Origin of the sequence: Nocardia ninae NBRC 108245, from assembly GCF_007990755.1 — a bacterium.
In the GTDB taxonomy this organism is placed as follows: Bacteria; Actinomycetota; Actinomycetes; order Mycobacteriales; family Mycobacteriaceae; genus Nocardia; species Nocardia ninae.
In genome coordinates this window covers 1-17,541 of the sequence record NZ_BJXA01000002.1, presented here as the reverse complement: position 1 = coordinate 17,541, position 17,541 = coordinate 1, and the positions used below count along the sequence as shown (strand labels likewise).

21 protein-coding genes are annotated in these 17,541 nt (G+C 64.2%); 6 read left to right on the top strand and 15 right to left on the bottom strand.

Annotated features, from left to right (window positions below; genetic code table 11):
* Positions 1 to 259: 259 nt before the first annotated feature.
* Positions 260 to 706, top strand: a complete 447-nt coding sequence (locus tag NN4_RS02150) for a DUF6392 family protein (RefSeq protein WP_147128240.1) — start codon at positions 260 to 262, stop codon at positions 704 to 706.
* A gap of 114 nt (positions 707 to 820) precedes the next feature.
* Here NN4_RS02150 and NN4_RS45940 read toward each other — a convergent pair whose 3' ends face one another.
* From NN4_RS45940 to NN4_RS02105, 9 genes are all read right to left on the bottom strand, one after another.
* Positions 821 to 1,261, bottom strand: a complete 441-nt coding sequence (locus NN4_RS45940) for a cytochrome P450 (protein ID WP_246180665.1) — start codon at positions 1,259 to 1,261, stop codon at positions 821 to 823.
* 95 nt (positions 1,262 to 1,356) lie between these two features.
* A complete protein-coding gene (locus NN4_RS45935) occupies positions 1,357 to 1,665 on the bottom strand; it encodes a hypothetical protein (RefSeq protein WP_246180664.1) in 309 nt (102 codons plus the stop codon).
* Positions 1,666 to 2,065: 400 nt separating this feature from the next.
* Positions 2,066 to 3,481 (bottom strand): AlbA family DNA-binding domain-containing protein, encoded by a 1,416-nt coding sequence (locus tag NN4_RS02140; protein ID WP_147128239.1) that lies wholly within the window; start codon positions 3,479 to 3,481, stop codon positions 2,066 to 2,068.
* Between the two features lie 133 nt (positions 3,482 to 3,614).
* Positions 3,615 to 4,751 (bottom strand): alkaline phosphatase PhoX, encoded by a 1,137-nt coding sequence (locus tag NN4_RS02135; RefSeq protein WP_147128238.1) that lies wholly within the window; start codon positions 4,749 to 4,751, stop codon positions 3,615 to 3,617.
* A 245-nt stretch (positions 4,752 to 4,996) separates the two neighbouring features.
* A complete protein-coding gene (locus NN4_RS02130; RefSeq protein WP_246180663.1) occupies positions 4,997 to 5,392 on the bottom strand; it encodes a VOC family protein in 396 nt (131 codons plus the stop codon).
* A gap of 104 nt (positions 5,393 to 5,496) precedes the next feature.
* A complete protein-coding gene (locus NN4_RS02125; RefSeq protein ID WP_147128236.1) occupies positions 5,497 to 5,934 on the bottom strand; it encodes a hypothetical protein in 438 nt (145 codons plus the stop codon).
* A gap of 190 nt (positions 5,935 to 6,124) precedes the next feature.
* Positions 6,125 to 6,685: a GNAT family N-acetyltransferase gene (locus NN4_RS02120; RefSeq protein WP_147128235.1), complete on the bottom strand. Its 561-nt coding sequence runs from the start codon at positions 6,683 to 6,685 to the stop codon at positions 6,125 to 6,127.
* 291 nt (positions 6,686 to 6,976) lie between these two features.
* Positions 6,977 to 7,831: an LLM class flavin-dependent oxidoreductase gene (locus NN4_RS02115; protein ID WP_222594943.1), complete on the bottom strand. Its 855-nt coding sequence runs from the start codon at positions 7,829 to 7,831 to the stop codon at positions 6,977 to 6,979.
* Positions 7,832 to 8,073: 242 nt separating this feature from the next.
* A complete protein-coding gene (locus NN4_RS02105) occupies positions 8,074 to 8,430 on the bottom strand; it encodes a nitroreductase family deazaflavin-dependent oxidoreductase (protein ID WP_186818212.1) in 357 nt (118 codons plus the stop codon).
* Between the two features lie 317 nt (positions 8,431 to 8,747).
* Here NN4_RS02105 and NN4_RS02100 point away from each other — a divergent pair, with 317 nt between their 5' ends.
* Positions 8,748 to 9,161, top strand: coding sequence for a nuclear transport factor 2 family protein (locus NN4_RS02100; RefSeq protein WP_147128542.1), 414 nt, complete (start codon positions 8,748 to 8,750; stop codon positions 9,159 to 9,161).
* A gap of 48 nt (positions 9,162 to 9,209) precedes the next feature.
* Here the strand turns inward: NN4_RS02100 and sigJ are convergent, their stop codons facing one another.
* Positions 9,210 to 10,100, bottom strand: a complete 891-nt coding sequence (sigJ, locus tag NN4_RS02095; protein ID WP_147128232.1) for an RNA polymerase sigma factor SigJ — start codon at positions 10,098 to 10,100, stop codon at positions 9,210 to 9,212.
* Between the two features lie 134 nt (positions 10,101 to 10,234).
* Here sigJ and NN4_RS02090 point away from each other — a divergent pair, with 134 nt between their 5' ends.
* From NN4_RS02090 to NN4_RS02075, 4 genes are all read left to right on the top strand, one after another.
* Positions 10,235 to 10,819, top strand: coding sequence for an NADPH-dependent FMN reductase (locus NN4_RS02090; protein WP_147128231.1), 585 nt, complete (start codon positions 10,235 to 10,237; stop codon positions 10,817 to 10,819).
* 9 nt (positions 10,820 to 10,828) lie between these two features.
* Entirely contained in the window at positions 10,829 to 11,287 is a 459-nt protein-coding gene (locus NN4_RS02085; protein ID WP_147128230.1) for a YybH family protein, read from the top strand.
* A 126-nt stretch (positions 11,288 to 11,413) separates the two neighbouring features.
* Positions 11,414 to 11,650, top strand: a complete 237-nt coding sequence (locus NN4_RS02080) for a hypothetical protein (protein ID WP_246180662.1) — start codon at positions 11,414 to 11,416, stop codon at positions 11,648 to 11,650.
* 185 nt (positions 11,651 to 11,835) lie between these two features.
* On the top strand, positions 11,836 to 12,672 hold the full coding sequence (locus tag NN4_RS02075; RefSeq protein ID WP_147128229.1) for a DUF1206 domain-containing protein: 837 nt from the start codon (positions 11,836 to 11,838) through the stop codon (positions 12,670 to 12,672).
* Positions 12,673 to 12,800: 128 nt separating this feature from the next.
* On the opposite strand, the gene NN4_RS02070 is transcribed toward NN4_RS02075, so the two are convergent.
* The 5 genes from NN4_RS02070 to NN4_RS02050 all read right to left on the bottom strand — a co-directional run.
* On the bottom strand, positions 12,801 to 13,646 hold the full coding sequence (locus tag NN4_RS02070; RefSeq protein ID WP_186818211.1) for a CAP domain-containing protein: 846 nt from the start codon (positions 13,644 to 13,646) through the stop codon (positions 12,801 to 12,803).
* 345 nt (positions 13,647 to 13,991) lie between these two features.
* A complete protein-coding gene (locus NN4_RS02065) occupies positions 13,992 to 15,668 on the bottom strand; it encodes a hypothetical protein (protein WP_147128227.1) in 1,677 nt (558 codons plus the stop codon).
* Between the two features lie 179 nt (positions 15,669 to 15,847).
* Positions 15,848 to 16,144 carry a hypothetical protein gene (locus NN4_RS44720; RefSeq protein WP_186818210.1) on the bottom strand — a complete coding sequence of 99 codons (297 nt, stop codon included), beginning with the start codon at positions 16,142 to 16,144 and terminating at the stop codon, positions 15,848 to 15,850.
* A 109-nt stretch (positions 16,145 to 16,253) separates the two neighbouring features.
* The gene (locus NN4_RS02055) at positions 16,254 to 16,664 is read right to left on the bottom strand and encodes a cupin domain-containing protein (protein WP_147128226.1); all 411 of its coding nucleotides are present in this window, start codon (positions 16,662 to 16,664) and stop codon (positions 16,254 to 16,256) included.
* A gap of 40 nt (positions 16,665 to 16,704) precedes the next feature.
* Positions 16,705 to 17,541: phosphoenolpyruvate hydrolase family protein (locus NN4_RS02050; RefSeq protein WP_281289300.1), on the bottom strand; the 837-nt coding region annotated here is incomplete at its 5' end.

Sequence of the window (17,541 nt, the reverse complement as noted above, 5' to 3'; positions counted from 1 at the left end):
TCCAGCGCATGTGTGGGTATCGAATAGACCGGGCGCCAGAAGCTGACAACCCAGTACCTCGGCCGATCACCCCACCGCGGCGGACGACGTACCAGGAGGGGCCGCGCCGAGCGGACGGTTCACCCGATGCGTGTCCGGACTGGTTCCGTGCCGGACTCGACGACTGATCGTCAGCGAGACGGATAACTCGAGCGTCGGCTACAACGGTGGCGTGCAGTGCTTTTCGCGTAGCCGCGCGAGCCGAAACGGAGGAAGCGATATGTCGATCGTCACGGGTGAGATGGCCGCGATGCTGAACGTTCTCGGACTTCGCAAGGGAGACAACCGGATCCTCGACGTGATCGTGCTCGTCGGCCCTGAAATGGAGGTCGAGGACTTCGACTGGGGCGACGTGCAGTCGACGTATTACCTCTTCCGCCGAGCGGGGACGGAGCTGCTTTTCGAAGACGAGGTGCTCGTATCGGCGATGGTGCGGACCCAACCGGACGGTGAAGACGAAACCTATGGGCTGTACCCGCGGCCGGGCGAGCTGTTAGAAGGCCTGTCCCCCACCGCAACTCGAACCGAAGTGGCGGCCGCGCTGGGGAAACCGGAGCGCACCGGACCCAACTTCGACAGATACGAAATAAACGACCACTACCTGCATTTCGAGTTCGACGCCGCCGGACGTGTCGCCAAACTATCGGCGTTGCTAGAACCGGTTTAACCGTCAGCGTCGGCGCTCAAAGTGCATAGTCCTGCACCCGTGCCGGGAAGTGCCCTGCACGGTGCCGAACAGCGTCGGCTCATCACCGAGTACGACGGCAGCTCGGTCAGAGTCTCAGACCAGCGGATCCTTCGGATCGGGCACGCTGTGAAGCACGGGCGGTTGCGTGCATCCGCAATTGCCGGGGTTGCGGTACCACGGCCACGGTGGGCCTCGTGTCGGTGCCGGAAACGGTCTGTAATCGCCAACGAGCAGCAATGGTGCCAGGGCCAGGGTGGCCTCGGTCATGGCAAAGTTGTCACCGATGCATTTCTGGGCACCGGCGGCGAACGGCAGCAACGCATTACGCGAAGGTGGCGTGCGGCCAGGATCGAAGCGGTCGGGGTCGAGCCGTTCGGGTCCGGGATACAGGTCGGGCCGGTGTTGGATCAGGTACGAGCTGTGGATCACGGTGGTACCGGCAACGAGTGTGTGCTCCCCCAGTTCGGTGTCCTCGGTCACCGTCCGAGTCTGCAGCCAGCCGGGTGGGCGCAGACGCAAGGTTTCGGTGATCACCTGGCCGGTGAACTGAAGGCGCGGCAGATCCGCGTGATCGGCGGGGCCACCCCGGCATCACGGTCTGCCGGATGACCCCACCGAACCCTCACCGACTAACTCTCTCCCGCTGTCGAATTGTGGCCCGCCTTGTCGAATATGCGGTCCTTACGCAGCATTTGCCGAATCAGTTCGAGGTCGCAGACCACCACAGCGGTCACCCGACCGAGTCCGATGGATACCAGGTCGCCGTGTGCGGGTAGCGACGCCATGAATCCCACCGGATCACACAGCAGCGGAACCAGATGTCCCAGCACAGGCAAACGATGTGGCGCCACCGCGATCGGCACGGTATTACCGTGCCCGTCGGTGTCCTGAGCCGTGCCGGTCGTAGTAGGCCAGCGGCCCGACATTCGACGAATCATGTTCCGTATCAGACGAATTCCCGATAGTTCGCCCATACCAAACTCCCTCCCGTGCAAGCACGACTCCCGAACCCAGTGCCCAAGAACCCAATCCGCGTCGCCAGCACCCTTTCGGATGGATGGTCACCGACCAGCAGTGCAGATCCGAAGGCAAGGTCACTAGTAGTAGTGCGAATCGACAATGGTTGGCGCACTGGCATATTCGCTCATCTCGGTCCAATGTCATTTATTCAGCTGGGCTGGAGCCGATCAGGCGAGCCGACCGTCAGCCGACTTGGAAGGTCTTCATCTGGACGCACACTCGCCGTGGCTACGAACCTCCGACGGAAATTGACACTGTTGGCGCTCAACTTGTTCACCCAGTGCGATTGGCGAATCGCATCCCTGAGCCCCACCATATTCACAAACTCTCCGTCAACCCGTTGCGCGCCACCCATGACGAGGCCTTCGAACGAGCCGGCCCAGGTACCTGCGACAACCGAACAGAACCATCCTCACCCAACCAGGCAGGCTCCAACACGCCAAACTTCTGCAGAATCTGCGCGGCCACGCGGCGCGAAACCACCAACCGATCGCGGATCGAGTCGATCTCGTCCAGCCGCACCAACAGCTCCGCCCGCGGCGACCGTCGAACAACCCGACAAGCCATAGCAGCCCCCCAATCCTGCAACCGAACGTTGGCCGGGACGCCATTGGGCGCGAGTGCGTTACTTCCAATCAGACCCGCCTGCACAGTTGCGTCACCCCATCGGCCCGCCCGAAACGTCGTCCACTCCACCACATGAGCCGTCGCCACCGCCACAGCATCAATGAGGGAGTTCATCTCGATCTCGCGCCAATTCACATTCGGGTCGCCATCCTGTACACAGATCGCCGCGAAACCTGAACCATCAGCGTGCAACTCGCGGTAACAATAAGTAGGCACGGGCGCGACAGCTTGCCCAAGGACGACCGTCCTCTCCGTGAGGACCAGCATCCCCGTTTCTGGGTACGCGTAGTCTATTGCCCGCGGAAAACCACCAAGGATGCTGTCAGGGAAGGTCACCGAATTCGCCCACTCCTCGATCTCTCTCGCCGCTGTCCTCGTGAGCTCCGCATCCTGTGGCGCGGCGGGCACGATACTGGCCGCAACCCAAATATCGCCGCTATAGTCCGCGACCCTGTCGCAACCTTCGGACCATACCGCCGCCACCCTCGCGCGCCGATCCTCGAGCGTGCGGTTACGGCGCGCGTACATCTCAGCCACCTCGAGCTCCGAGAGCACCCGAATATGGCTCTCCCCCTCAGCACGCACGAAATAGGTCAGCGACCGACGGTCTCCCTGCCCGTACACCGCATGGGGGGCGGCCTCCCCTGGAGGGATCACCGCCACCAGATAGAACCCGTCCTCGGTGGCACCGTCCTGTGCGACCGCGTCGACGGCAAACATGTCGTACCGCGGGTGAGGCGACGTCCACATACGTACGTCGCGACGAAACTGTTCGATCATCTTGTGTGGATCACCTTGTTCGAACGGACGCATCCGCCCGTCGGTAGGCCCGGAGTTTTCGACCCCGTAGATCAGGACCGCGCCGCGACTGTTCGCAGGCGCACACACATCTTTCGCCCGCTCCTGCAGCACATTCCAGATGTCCTTCTTACGATTGTTCTTGTCCGTCTCCTTCTCCCAATCTCGACGGCTTTTGAACTCGATCTGCATCGCCTCTTCCGGATAGGTGTCAACCAGCGCGCGGATCCCGGCCTCAGTGAACCCCAGCGGATCCAGACCGCCCCCGATGAGTGATTCCAAGTCAGGATTGCGCCAAATCGCCACCATCCCTGGAGTTTGGCACGAATACGTCCACGCTGCGATCAAGTCGGGGCCACCACTGCCGCCTCCCGCCGGGTGGACCCGCGCCACCTCGGTTTCGCTCCACCTCGGAGCTTGATCGCGCAATCTCCGAACAGGGTCAGCGGCGGAAGGGGCCGGTCACCTCGTAGGTGATGCCGCCGCTACTCGAACCCGAGGTGCCGCGCTGCGAGGAGAAATAGAGTCGGTCGCCTGCCGGGTTGAAGGCCGGGCCTGCGATCTCCGACCCGCTCGAGTTGGCGATTTGCAGGAACGGTGCGACGACGTCGGCAGCGATGAGGCAGATCTGCATGTCGCCACCGTCCTCGGCGATGAACAGGTCGTTGTTCGACGCCCCGGTCACGTTGTCCACTCCGGACAGTGGTGCACCGTTTCCGGGCTCGTAGGTGATCGAAAGCTGGTTGCCTGCAGCGTCATACGCCCAGACCTTGTTGTCGCCCTTGGTGGTGAACCAGCACGTGCCGCCCGCGTAGTAACAGCCTTCGCCGCCGTTGAAGACCTTCGCTCCGCGCACCTGTTGCCGCGTCGGCCTGGATCGCGCCGACGGGTCCGGGACCGGTTTCCAGCTGAGGTTTCCCGAGGTCTCGACGAGCACCTCGAGTTTGCCGCTCGACAAGTCTCCCCAGGACGTCGGGACGAATCGGTAGAAGCAGCCGTCGCGGCGGTCCTCGGTCATATAGATGACCTTGCGATCCGGGTCCGCCGCGCACGCCTCGTGTGTGAACAGTCCCATCGCCGGTCTACGGGTACCGGTGTTGCGACCCCACGGGTCGGTTTCGAAAACCGCACCCTTGTCCACCTCTTCGCAGGACAGCCAGGTGTTCCACGGCGTAGCGCCACCAGCGCAGTTGCGGCTGGTACCCGACAGTGTGCGATGCGCGCCGACGATAGCGCCGTCCGCACCGAAGACGATCGCGCCGACACCGCCGGTCCGGTCGACCTCGCTGTTGGATACATAGATCCACCCCGAGCCGTCGGCGAAACAGGCACCGCCGTCCGGCGCGGGATGCCAGGTGTAGTTCGATCCCGCCACCCGCTGCCCCGAGCGGGCAACGATCCGGCTGGTGAAGCCCGCAGGCAGGAACACCCCGTTGGCATCCGGTGTCTTCGATAGCGGTCCATACGGCGACTCACCGGAAACGGCGCCCGCGCTGAAGGCCTCGAGCCAGGCCGCTCCGCCGAGCGCCACGCCGCCTCCGCCGATCACGCTCACCCGCAAGAAATTTCGACGGTCCACAAAGCACCTCCAACACGGATTGAATCCAGCCCGGCAGAGCGCCAGTGCGGCCGGTAGTGCCGTCACCCCCATCAATCGGTGTCGCAGTGTAATCGTCTGCGGTAGGCCGAGGTTCGAAAGGAGTGGAACACGGTACAGTCAGTTTACCGAGTTAGGTTGGTGTGCATTTCGTTTCGAGAAGTCGATCACCGGAACAATGCTTGAACTGCGGACCGCAGCTCGGGTCAATGATCTCGCCGGACCCCCTACCCGGCTGACGAATCTTCGCCGAACACCCACGGCGTCAACACCACAAGCCACCCGTCCGGATCCTCGAACAGCACTGCACCGCGCCGCGACCAATACGGATTGGCAGGCACGACCGGATGATGCCCGCGCCCGCTCAGCCGATCCACCGCAGCCCGCAGCGCCTGCTCACCCCGCAAATACAGCACCAACTGATTCTCCGGATGCGGCTGCGGAATCGCCGGTGGCGACCCGTGCTGGGTGATCTCCAACTGCACCCCGGCATCGGGCAGCCCGAACACGACCCCGTCATATCCGTCGTGATCACGCCACTGAGCCAGCACGGCCAGCCCGAGATCATCCCGGTAGAACGCCACCACGTCGTCGAACCGCGCCGTAGGGCGTGCGAACCGCACAGCCCCCACACTCAAATATTCCGGCCACACATCCACCCCAACACCACGACTCGATCGATCCATCCCTACGAGTCGCCCATATCCGCGCCGAGCCGTAGTTGCTCTCACCGCCGGGTGAGTACGCGCATTCCTTCGCCGGTCCCGACGAACCACCAGCCCGACGGCGGGTCAGGCGGCAAACGGCCGTCCAGCAGAGCGATGAATCCGTCAGCAACCTCAAGAATACGGTTGAGTTGGACGCCGCCGGGCCGACGAGCATGACCGTCCGATACCGCGATGTCGTCCAGAATCAGCCACTGGCACAACTGATCTGTGCGCACATCACCCGCTGCCACTGCCGCGTCGCGGGCGGCCCGGGCGAATTCGCGGACCTGGTCTCGCTGTTGTCGGGTGTCGAAGTCGATCGTGGTGCCGAAATCGCTGATTGCGGCGGTGCGACGCCACTGGTCGCAAACGTCGGCGAGCCAGGGATCGTCAGCGCGCGACTCGTCTCCTACCTGGTCGACCAGATAAGCGAGCCACACGCCGAGCGCGTCGTCCACGGCCCAGAAGCCTCGACCATCGATCTCCACGAACTGTGTCGCGCTCATCCCCGAAGTATGCAACAACCACCTGGTTTGGCCGGCGCGCGAATGGGACTGCTCGAGATTCGGTGGTAACTAATGTCCGCATCGCAGCGGGGTCTGGTCCGCAAAGATCACACATGGTCGTTGGAAGCGGTTGATGCGCCTGTCAGATCGGGTGCTCATCTGCATTACGCACATGCCGATGCCCATCGCGAGGGAAGGTGGGTGGTGCGGCGGGCAGCAGCTCCTGCAAGGTGTATCCGCACTTGTTCGCCACCCGGCAAGAGGCATGGTTGTCCTGCGCGTGCAAAAGCTCCAACCGGTTCAGTTGGACCATGTTCTGTTCAGCCAGCGCCCACCGGGACACGGTCTCGACAGCACAGGCAGCGATACCTCGACCGCGGGCATGGGCGGCGGTCCAATACCCGACTTCGGCTACCCCGGCCGTGGTCGTCTTCACCACTACATGGCCGACGGGCGAGCGATCGTCGTCGGCGCTGACCACAGCGAAACTGAACCGTGTGCCATCAATCCAGCCGCGGACTTGAATGTCCACCCAGTCCCGGGCATCGGTTTCGTCGACCAGGTGGCTGGCCAGCCAGCGACGCAAACCCGGATCGCGATGTGCGGCAACCAGAGCCGGCAAGTCGTCGAACCGCCATGGGCGCAGCCGCAACGCCGCCGCACCCACGCTCCGCGGCACAGACAGGATGATCTTCACAAACATGCATTATCGGGTACCGAGGCCCCTCATTCCGGACGGGTAGTTCCCCGTCGGAGAACGCGATCGCGGTTGGCCAATCGGCGAAGTCTCCGAAGGTACTGACCGCGGAATCGGCGCTCAGCGGCCTCGCGTCGAACATAACTGGGATCCGCAAAGACTTCGTAATAGGAATTCTCTGCCTCATCACGCCCACCGTCAGCGTCGATGATGCGCGCTAGTGAATCCTTGGATGGTCGGTAACTCGGAAAATCGACGATCCACGAGATCTTCGGTGCGGCTTCCTCTTTCACCGAATCAGTATGGCGTGGCAGACCGGATTCGAGGGGGTCCGGCGTCCACGATCTCGAGCGACAACTCCAGCGGGTCGTAATGGATGAGCGATTCCATCCACCAGGTCATGCCCGCTTCGGCAAGTCCGGCGACGTCGACTTTGGTCGGCTCGTTCCACGCTGGGCTGGCATTGCCGGCAACGACGACATCGAAGCGGCGTTCGGTCGAGCGGCCGGCGCCGTCCACCGCGGCGACGATGCCGGCCAGTTCGTCCGGAGTAAGTGTGTGATCTTCCGGGTTGGGGAAGATCCCGTCGTGGCGGGCGGCTCGGTGGATCACCTTCGGGTTGTTGGTCGAGCTCGCCACCCAGATCGGGATGTGGTGTGGTTCTGGTGTTGTTGCCTCGAGGCGGACCTTGTAATGCGGGCCGGTGTGCTGGTAGGTCTGTCCAGACCACATTGCGCGGACTATGTCGAGTCCTTCGTCGAACATGGCGGATCGGGTTCGCAGGTCGTCGGGTTCGCCGAAACGGCTGAAGTCGCCGGACTCGTCCGAGCCGAGGCCGGTGCCCAGGATGAATCGTCCGTTGGACAGGTTGCTCAGTGTGGCAGCGTGACGGGCGACGACCCAGGGGCGCCGCCGCGCGAGTGGCGTGACTGTTGTGCCGATTCGAATCCGGTTGGTGGCTTGGGCGATTGCGCCCAGCGTTGTCCAAGGATCGGCGATCGGCATGGTCTCGCCGAGTAGGTGGTCCCAGAGGAATACGCCGTCCCAACCGGCTGCTTCGGCACGGACCGCCAGATCGACGAGACTGCGCGGATCGCCGAACGGGCCGAACGGTGGTAGGTAGATCCCGCAACGAAGGTGATTGCCAGTCAAGAGATTTCTCCGCACGTGGACGATCGCTGGACGGTCCGATGGTACGGCCCTGTCCCCGCGGAAGCCGGCTACTGGGTGACGTTGGCGCAGCTCTGTGGTCTCGGCGCTCGGGTGTGGGGCCACCCCCTGCCGCATGCCGTGCCGTTTCTTGTCGAGTGGGACGGTAGATCCTGGCAGTGTCGATCGTGGCCCGCCTAACTGGCTTCGGGGGAGTTCGATGCCTTGTCCTCTCTTGGTGCCGGTCAGGCGGGTTCGACGCGGAAGATGGCGATGCGCTCGGCTGCGGCGGCCAGCCCGTCTGGTGTGGCTTCCTCGACCAGGCCGGTCTTGACGAACCATTCGTCGAGTTTCGCCGGGCTGTTCGCGACATGGTCGCGTAGCAGCGAACGGCGTTCTTCTACAGGAAGTTCCACCATTCGCACTACCGAGGAGCGTCGGCCACGGGCCAGCGTGACCGTCGGTGCGGCCCGAACGTTGGCTACCCAGGCGGACTTCGGATATGCCTGGAAGACATAGCGTCCGCCGGCGAGCCGGAGCACCGAGACCGGCACCTCCCGCAACTCACCGGTGCGCCGGCCGACGACTGTGAGGATGTGCATGTCCGAGAAGGCGATGCCCCGTTTCTGAAGCAGGGTGACGAGCCTGTTGAGTCGATTTACACTGCGGCGCAGTCGTTCCGGCTGTCGAGTCAAAGCTCCTCCTTTGCGGTTTTTGGCATGCAACGATCATCGGCGCGTGTTCTGGCGTCGCTCTTGCGCGGCACTGTCGTGGTAAGTCGACAGGGGAATAGGCGAAAACTACCGACGCGGGTAATCCGCACAGTCAGCACAGTGGTGGCACGACCCAAACGCACTGCCGCTTCATGATCGACCACCAGGTCACCCATCCATGGGGCGCCCACCAGCAGGAGGACACCATGACCACCGCAACCCATCCAGCGCGCACCGCCAGCCAAGCCTTGCACGCCGCCGTCCGGGCCTGCGACAAAAATGCCTGGTTGGATATGTTCGCCGTGGACGCCATCGTCGAAGACCCGGTCGGCCCTTCGCATTTCGACCCGGAAGGTGCGGGACATCGAGGCCGCGACGCCATCTCGGCGTTCTGGGACAAGGCGATCGCGCATAACGAGTCGATCGAGTTCCTGTTCGAGGACTCCTTCGCCTGCGGGAACGAAGTCGCCTACACCGGCAAGGTCCGCAGCCACGCCGGCGGTCAAGTGATCGACGCCGAGGGCGTGTTCATCTACAACGTCGACGAGGTGGGCAAGATCCTCGCCGTGCGCGCTTTCTGGGAGGCCGAGCGCACCATGGCGACCATGAGACCTGCCTGACAGCAGCCGTTTCGCCGGAAGACGTAGCGGGGCCGGGTGACCATCGGTTTACGAGGCTGTCCAGGAACGTAACTTCTCCGGGTTCCGAATCGCCCAGATGCGACTGATCCGGTCGTGGGTGATGTCGAAGGCGTAGACCGAGACGATGGTGTCGTCGAGTTGTGCCACGAGACCGGGCTGGCCGTTGACCGTTCGTTCCAGAAGGGTGACGGCGGGGCCGTGGGTGGCGATTTCCATGAACGCGTGGGCGATCTGGTCGCCGCCGTTGATCGGGTCGCGGAAGGCGAGTGCCAGGCCGCCGCCGTCGGCGGTGGCGATCGCCTGCGGGTCCAGCAGGCCGATCAGGGCCTCGATGTCCTTTGTCTCCCAAGCCTTTTTGAAATCTCGCACCACCCCGGCACGCTCGGTGCCCGATGGGCTTCGCGAGGTATCGATGCGGCGGCGGGCACTGGAGGCGAGCTGGCGGCAAGCCGCCGGGGAGCGCCCGACGATGTCGGCGACCTCGGCGAAGGAATAGCGGAAGACGTCGTGCAGCACGAACGACACCCGCTCGGCCGGCGTCATGGAATCCAGTACGACGAGGAAGGCCATGCTGATCGACTCGTCGAGGGTGACCCGGTCGGCCGGATCGACGCAGGCGCGACCACTGCTCGATTCGGACCGGGCCGGTATCGGCTCCGGAATCCATTCGCCCACATAGCTTTCCCGCCTGACGCGCGCGGAGCCGAGCAGGTCGAGGCAGATGCGGCTCGAGACCGTGGTCAGCCACGCTCCCGGCGCCGTCACATCCGCCCGCTGCCGCTCGGAGAGGGCGTACCAGCGCGCGTAGGTCTCCTGCACCACATCCTCGGCCTCGGTCACGGAGCCGAGCAGCCGGTAGGCGACATTGATCAGCTGACGGCGCTCCTTGATCACCTCGGGCAGGTGCGGGTCGGTCATGGTCGGCTCCTTCGGGTCCACGCGGTCTCACCGAATCGACGAATCAGCGAGCCGATTTGTGAGGTTGCCTGACATTCCGGACGGCTGTGTCGTCGGAAGGTCATGACATCTTCAGCGAACCAGGAGTTCCGGCCATGAGCAGTATCGGCATCATCCTCGGCAGCACCCGGCCCAACCGTAGGGGTGCGCAGGTCGCCCAGTGGGTCCTGAGTACGGCCGCACAGCGCAGCGACGCCGAATTCGAACTGATCGATCTGCGCGACCATCCCCTACCGCATCTGGACGAGCCCATGCCGCCGATGCACGGACCTTCGATACATGCGCACACCCGCGAATGGGCCGAGCGTATCAACCCATTCGACGGCTTCGTGGTCGTGACCCCGGAGTACAACGGCGGCGCACCGGGAGTGTTGAAGAACGCCATCGACCACCTGTGCATGGAATGGGCCGACAAGGCGGTCGGCTTCGTCTCCTACGGCGTGAGCGGCGGTGCTCGCGCAGTGGTGCAGCTGCGGATGGTGTGCAGCACGCTGGGAATGGCCGATGTGAGCCGCGCCGTGGAGATTTCGGTGCTCACCGATTTCGAGAATTACACCACCTTCACACCGCGCGACCACCACCACGCTGCACTGAGCACCATGCTCGACCAAGTCGTCTCCTGGAGCACCGCGCTCGCGCCGCTGCGCGCGGACACCGAAACCACTCTCGTCGATTCCTGAGGAGCGGCTATGACTATTCCCAGTAACTTTCAGTCCAACGCTGAGCTCGATGATGTAGAGCTTCGCCGGCAAATCGACAAGCTGGTCGAAGCGCTGCGCGCGAAGGATCTCGAAGGCGTGCAACGGCAATACACGACCGATGTGGTCTCCTTCGATGTCGAACCGCCGCTCCAGCATGTCGGGATCGCGGCCAAACTCGAGAACTGGGCGACAGTGTTTCTGCTCTTCGAGACAGTGGACTACGAGATCCGCGACCTCACGTTCACCGTCGGCGGTGACGTGGCATTCGGTCACGCCTTCGCACGCCTGCACGGCACGTTGAAGAACGGGGCGACGACGACCGGAATGTGGGTCCGGGCCACGTTCGGCATGCGAAAGATCGACCACACCTGGTTGATCGCGCACGACCAGGTCTCGGTCCCGTTCGAATTCCACAGCGGTAAAGGCGTGGTCGACCTCGAACCCTGACACGTAGAAGCGGGCCACCGGCGCTGGGATCGTCAGGCAGCGGGACGGCGGACTCGTCACCCCTCGATCTCGGCCGGTGCGTCGTGCTATTCAGCCGAGTACTCGGTCCCGCGCCTGTGGCGACCATTGCCGACCTACGAGAAACTCGTCGGCACCTCCGCCGATCTCCGATTCGCCTTCGAGCAAGCCGAAATCGCCGCGATCGGCGACTTCCTGCTCATCGCGGGCGCACCCGAGCACACCGACCGATACCGCGGAACAATCGGCCCGGTGGTCGTCGACGATCTCGACCAGTTGATCGCCGAACTTACCGCTTCCGCATGCGCCATCCTAAGATCTCCCCACCCCACCTCGGTGGTCTGATCATCGATCGCTCAACCGCAGGATGTTCTGAGCCGCAACGGCTCTGGCCCAACGACTACCGCGACGTGGTACCTGGACCGTGTAAATCGGGCCCGTGAACCACTTCTGCGAGCGTTCGTTGTTTCGATACCACACGACCGGGTATCTGCCCGACGCCCAGTTCGAGCGGGGAGCAAGCAGGCGCCATGGCCAACAGCAGCCAGTCCAAGGAGTACGACAACTCGTCCTCCACCGCGGGCCGCATCGCTCAGAACAGCGTCTTCGAGCAATTCGCGCGCACGGGTTTCATCGTCAGCGGCATCGTCCACCTGATCATCGGCTACATCGCAATCCGTATCGCCCTCGGCGGCGCGGGCGGCACCGCCGACCAATCCGGGGCCATGACCGAACTGGCCGCCAAGCCGGGCGGCACCATCGCCCTGTGGGTGGGCACCGTCGCATTCCTGGTGATGGCACTGTGGCGGCTCGCCGAAGCCGCACTCGGCAGCTCGTCACGACCCGACGCCGACAGCAAGAAGTCCGAGGCGATCGATCGAGTGAAGGCGTTCTCCCTGGCGGTGGTCTATTTCGCGTTCGCGTTCTCCGCATTCGGATTCGCCCGCGGCAGCGGCAAACCCAGCGGCAGCGAGAGCGCCGGACTCACCGCACACCTGATGCGCAGCACCGTAGGCATCATCGCCCTCGTCGCGGGCGGGTTGATCATCATCGCTATCGGCGGCTACCACGTGTACAAAGGGGCCGGCCAGAAGTTCCTGACCGACCTCGAGGGCAACACCAGCAACCTGGTGCGCCGGTTGGGCATGATCGGCTACATCGCGAAAGGACTGGCCATCGCCGCGGTCGGGTTGCTGGTGGTCCTCGCGGCAACCCGGCCCGAGCCGGACCGGGCTGCAGGCCTCGACGGCGCGTTCAAAACCCTTGGCGCACAACCATATGGTGTGGCCCTGCTCATCATCGCCGGCTCCGGCATCATCACCTACGGCCTCTACAGCTTCGCAATGGCTCGCTACGCCAAGATGTAGGCGCACGAGGCAGCGGAACCGAACACGTTTCGATAGACGCGCAGCCATTCATGTCCGAAGCCGCAGCCGCGTGGTCTGGTGCGAACCGCGCGTTCGTCGCTTCGATCCGTGTGGCGCGCCCGCAGTGCTCAGCGTGCCCCGAACATCTGGGTCCACCACGGTCCCGTGTCGAGCAAGGAACCTCCGCGCCCGGTGCCGGGCAGCGCACCGACACCGACCGACTTCCAGGAGCAGTTGAGCAGTTCCGCGCGGTGACCCGAGCTACTCATCCAGCCCTGCATCGCCTCCTTGGGCGAACTCGCACCCAGGGCAATGATTTCCGTGACCTCTGACTGATAGCCCTGCGCCTTGGCTCGGTGCTCGGGGTAGCGGTGGCCGGGGTCGGGGCTGATGTGGTCGAAATACCTGCGGTCTCGCATCTCTTGGTTGTGCAGGCGCGCGGCGCGGGTCAGCCGTTCGTCCAGACGTAGTGGCTGACACCCCTTCTTGCTTCGCTCGGCATTGGTGAGGTCGAGGACCTGCTTCTCCCACGCGGTTGCGCCCTGCCCCTCGCCGGGGGACGGTTTCGCCGGCTCGTCCGGCTTGGTGGGCTCCTCCGGTTTTGTTGGCACGTCCGGTTTTGTTGGCACATCAGGTTTCGTCGGCTCGGGATCGCCGCCCGCGCAGTCGGGTGCCGCGGGCTCGTCGGTTCCGGTGTCGACGAAAGCGTCGCTGATCCACCGGCCGCTGTCGAGCCGGTTCCACACGTCGGTCGCGCCCCAAGCACCCTTCACCCGGTCGCCGCGAGTGGTGCAGACGATGGCCACACGCTCACCGTGCCGAACCCGGCCGACCTTCGAACTCCGCAAGCTCGGACCGGACCGCAAGTTCACCGGCCAACGCCAGTTCGGCGACTCGACGGTCCCCGTCGCCGGCTCGTCCGGTTCGGCGGTGGCCGGGCCTGCCAGCGCACTGCCCGCGACAACAATCCCCACGCACACCGCACCCAGCACGGCTCGTGACCGACCAACGTGCTCTCGTACCCTGTTCCACATATTCGACCCTGCATTCATCGACACTGCTTCTCCCACTGCGGATTTGGCGAATCGACGGAGGTGATCACCATTCTCCGTACTCGTTGATCAGTGTTGAAGCCACCTTGATCCACCTACCGATCAGTACCGAAGGGTAAAGACCGGTAACGGAACGGTCGAGTTGCGTAAGGTCTCGTTAATTCGAGTCAAGGCCAGTCTGAAACCACCCGGGGAAATAGCGCGGCCGGATCATCGCGACAATTATCGACCGCGCGATCGGCGAGTTGCCGGAACCGAGGATCGGAACTACGCCGGCACCGCCGATCTCTGCTGTGCCAGAACACTTTCCACCGCAACGGCGACAAAACCACCGCCGACCACCACGATTCGATCGGCCGCCGCGCTCCAGTACAGGGCCGAGTAGCTGGACCTGTCGTCGAACATCTCCGGCGGCAGCGAAATGTAGGTGCGACTTTCCGGGAAGTAGAGGACTCCGACGTCCCCCTCGTCGTTGTCACCGAACTTCAACAGCAGTCCGCCGTCCGGTCCCGGGCGCACGGCCATCACATTCGTCCACGCTTCGACATGCCGGATCGGTGTACCACCGCGATGGATTTCGTACAGGTCGCGATCGGACAGATAGAAGAATCCGTCCTCCCCTGCGGGCACCGAGGTGAACTCGACGTGCGAGCGCTCGGCGGCCATCTCGAAGGTGCGGACGCAGCCGGCGGCCGCCGCATCGAGCTCGTAACCGTTTCCGTCCCAGATCAATACGGTGCTGCCGTCCGCCAGCCGTGCGCCTCCGGTCATCGGCAGCGCGGCGTCGCCGAGCACACTCTTCACCACGGCGGCGTCCGGAATGCCGGGAATCTGCTCCCACTCACCGGACTCCCCGAGCCACAGTGGACCAGGCAGCGGGTCACCGACATTCAGCCCGCCGAATCTCAGCAGGTGCCTCTTCACCTCGTGCAACACCACCGGACGTGCGCCGAGGAAGTAGCACTCGTGCGCGTAGAGATCGGCCTCGCCCGGACCCTTGGGCGGTAATACTTTCGGCGCATCCTCCGCCCCGTCCACCAGGATCGGCCCGAACACGCGCGGGCGCGCCTTCGTGTCGTGGGTCGACATCGCGAGCCATCCACCGGCGGGCGTCCGTGCTGCCGCTACCCAGAATTCGTTGCGTTGCAGCGACAAACGCGGGGGCCACACCTCGAGATCCCACAACTCCACCCGAGGATTCTTGCCGTCGCTGTGCGACAGCAGAAATCCGTCGACTATGTCATCGAGCACGCTCGCAATCGGCGAGGCCGCCGCGGTCTCCACCGCGGCGGCCGGAGTTCCGTCGTTGCCCAGGTACTGCGCCCACATCAGTTCCGGATCGCCCGGGAACTCACCCGCCGCGGGCACCGCGAGATCGGTTGCCTCCCAATACCCCAGCTTGCAGTCGACCGCCGCCCGCAGCGTCGCCACTATCCCGCGATACTTCCGCCGCTCGCCTTTCGACAAGGGCACGAGCTGCTCTTGCACCCACTCCAGCACCTCCGCCACATGTTCGGCGGGCACATACAGGCCCGTCGAATAGTTCCCACTGAACCATCCCGACGAAAATTCCCTACCGAGTTGCGGATGCGCCGCAACAACTTCGGTGAACAGCCCGTCCGGCGCATACTCGGCCTTCGGTACGAACACCGAGTCCGGGAACACTCGCCCTTCTTCGAACGCGAGACTCAGCGCCAATCCTCGCTCGTACCGGTACGGCAGCATCGAAGCGCTGAACATCACCGCCGCAACAGACACCGCCTCCGCCGCGGCCCGCGCGTCCGCTCCGAGCAACAGCTCCCGCACTTGCCGCCAAAGGTCCTCAGCACCTGGATGCACTCGATCCAATGCGGTCGGCTCGGTGGAACTCCCGAGCAGCCGGGGCACGAACCGCTCCCGGATCGCGTCCTCGTCAACCAGATGCAATGTGCAGTCGTATCCCATGATCCTCCACCTCGTCCTGCGCCCTCACATGCAACCATGGGCACGGCAGTCGCGCGACGCCACTTCCCCGCAGGGCTTTTCGCACCCGACGACCGCCGCGCCCCTCGACTGAATACGCGAACCGATCGGAACCTAGGTGCCGGGTTCGACAGCGATGAGTTCGTCGATCCCACACGGTCTCAATGGACATGCACCCAGACATCCCGCAGCCCACCCCACCGATCCGCCTCTACATGTCGATGTCGCTCGACGGCTTCATCGCCGGCCCGGACGACCGGATGGGGCAGGAGCTCGGTCGCGATGGCGGGCGGCTGTTCAACTGGCTCGACGATCGGATGTCGGATGGCCCCAGCGGGCAGGTGTTCGGCGAGGCCATGGCGACCGGTGCGGTGATCTCCGGCCGGCGCACCTTCGAGCTGGCCGGGCGTTGGCAGGGTGACCATCACGACGGCGTGCCGATCTTCGTCCTGACTCACCGCATCGATGACGACGATGTCCCGCCAGGCAGCGCGCAGTTCGTCACCGACGTCGAAGACTGTGTCACCCGGGCCCGGGCTGCTGTGCCTGTCCGTCCCCGAGGAACAGTTATGAGTCTTGGGCCCACGTCGGGAATTCCCCCGGTGCCAGCTCGACGAAATCCGGCAGGCCACGAAGGGCGGCCTCGGCGCCACCGGGGGTGTAGGTTGCCACCAGTCGAAGCGGGCGCCAGCCGGTGTTGTAGGTGGAGTGCAAGGTGCCGCGCGGAATCCACACCGCGTCGCCGACCTTGATGGCGAATTCGTCGCTGTCACCGACGGTTTGGCGTCCCTCGCCGTCCACGACATAGAGGATTTCATCGGAGTCGGGATGGTCGTGGCGGTCATGGCCCTTGTTCGGGTTGATCACCACCTCGCCTAGCGTTGACGACGCACCGTCGATGATGCCGGGCGTGACATGCCATTTGATCGATCCCCAGCCGAAAACCATTGTTGCAACAGCGTTCGGATCCCGGTGCATAAGATTCTCCTTCGTCGAGCTTCGCGGAATATTCCGGGACTCAGCGATCGGTGGGGATTTCCTTGAAGGCGCGCAACTGGTCGGCGATGGCGCGTTCGGTGGGCAGTCGCTCCATCGATGACGCACCGAAGAATCCCGCGACGCCGTGGGTGCGCTCGAGAATGTAGCGTACGTCGCCGGGTTCGGCGATCGGGCCGCCGTGACACAACACGTGGATGCCGGGGTCGACCGCCGCGGCCGCATCACGCATCTCCTGCACCCGCACCACTGCCTCGTCGAGCGTGATCGCCGTTGTCGCGCCGATACTGCCCTTCGTCGTCAACCCCATGTGCGGCACGATGATATCCGCACCCGCCTGCGCCATCGCAGTAGCTTGCTCCGCATCGAATACATATGGCGCAGTGAGCAACTCGCGCTCGGCTGCCAACTGGATCAGCTCGATCTCGAGATCGAATCCCATACCGGTCTCCTCGAGATTCGCACGGAAAACGCCGTCGATCAGGCCGACGGTGGGAAAGTTCTGGACACCGGTGAACCCGATAGCGCGGATCTCATCGAGAAACCGTGGCATCTGCCGGAACGGATCGGTGCCGCAGACACCGGCGAGGACGGCGGTCTGCTTGACGATCGGGAGAACCTCGGCGGCCATCTCCATCACTATGGCATTGGCATCGCCATAGGGCATCAGGCCGGCGAGGGAGCCACGACCGGCCATCCTGAACCGTCCCGAGTTGTAGATGATGATGAGGTCGGCCCCACCGATCTCCGCGGACTTGGCCGACAGCCCGGTGCCCGCGCCCGCACCGATCAGTGGCTGACCGGCATCGAGTTGGCTGCGAAATCCGGCGAGAGCTTGTTCACGATTCACGATGTGCGC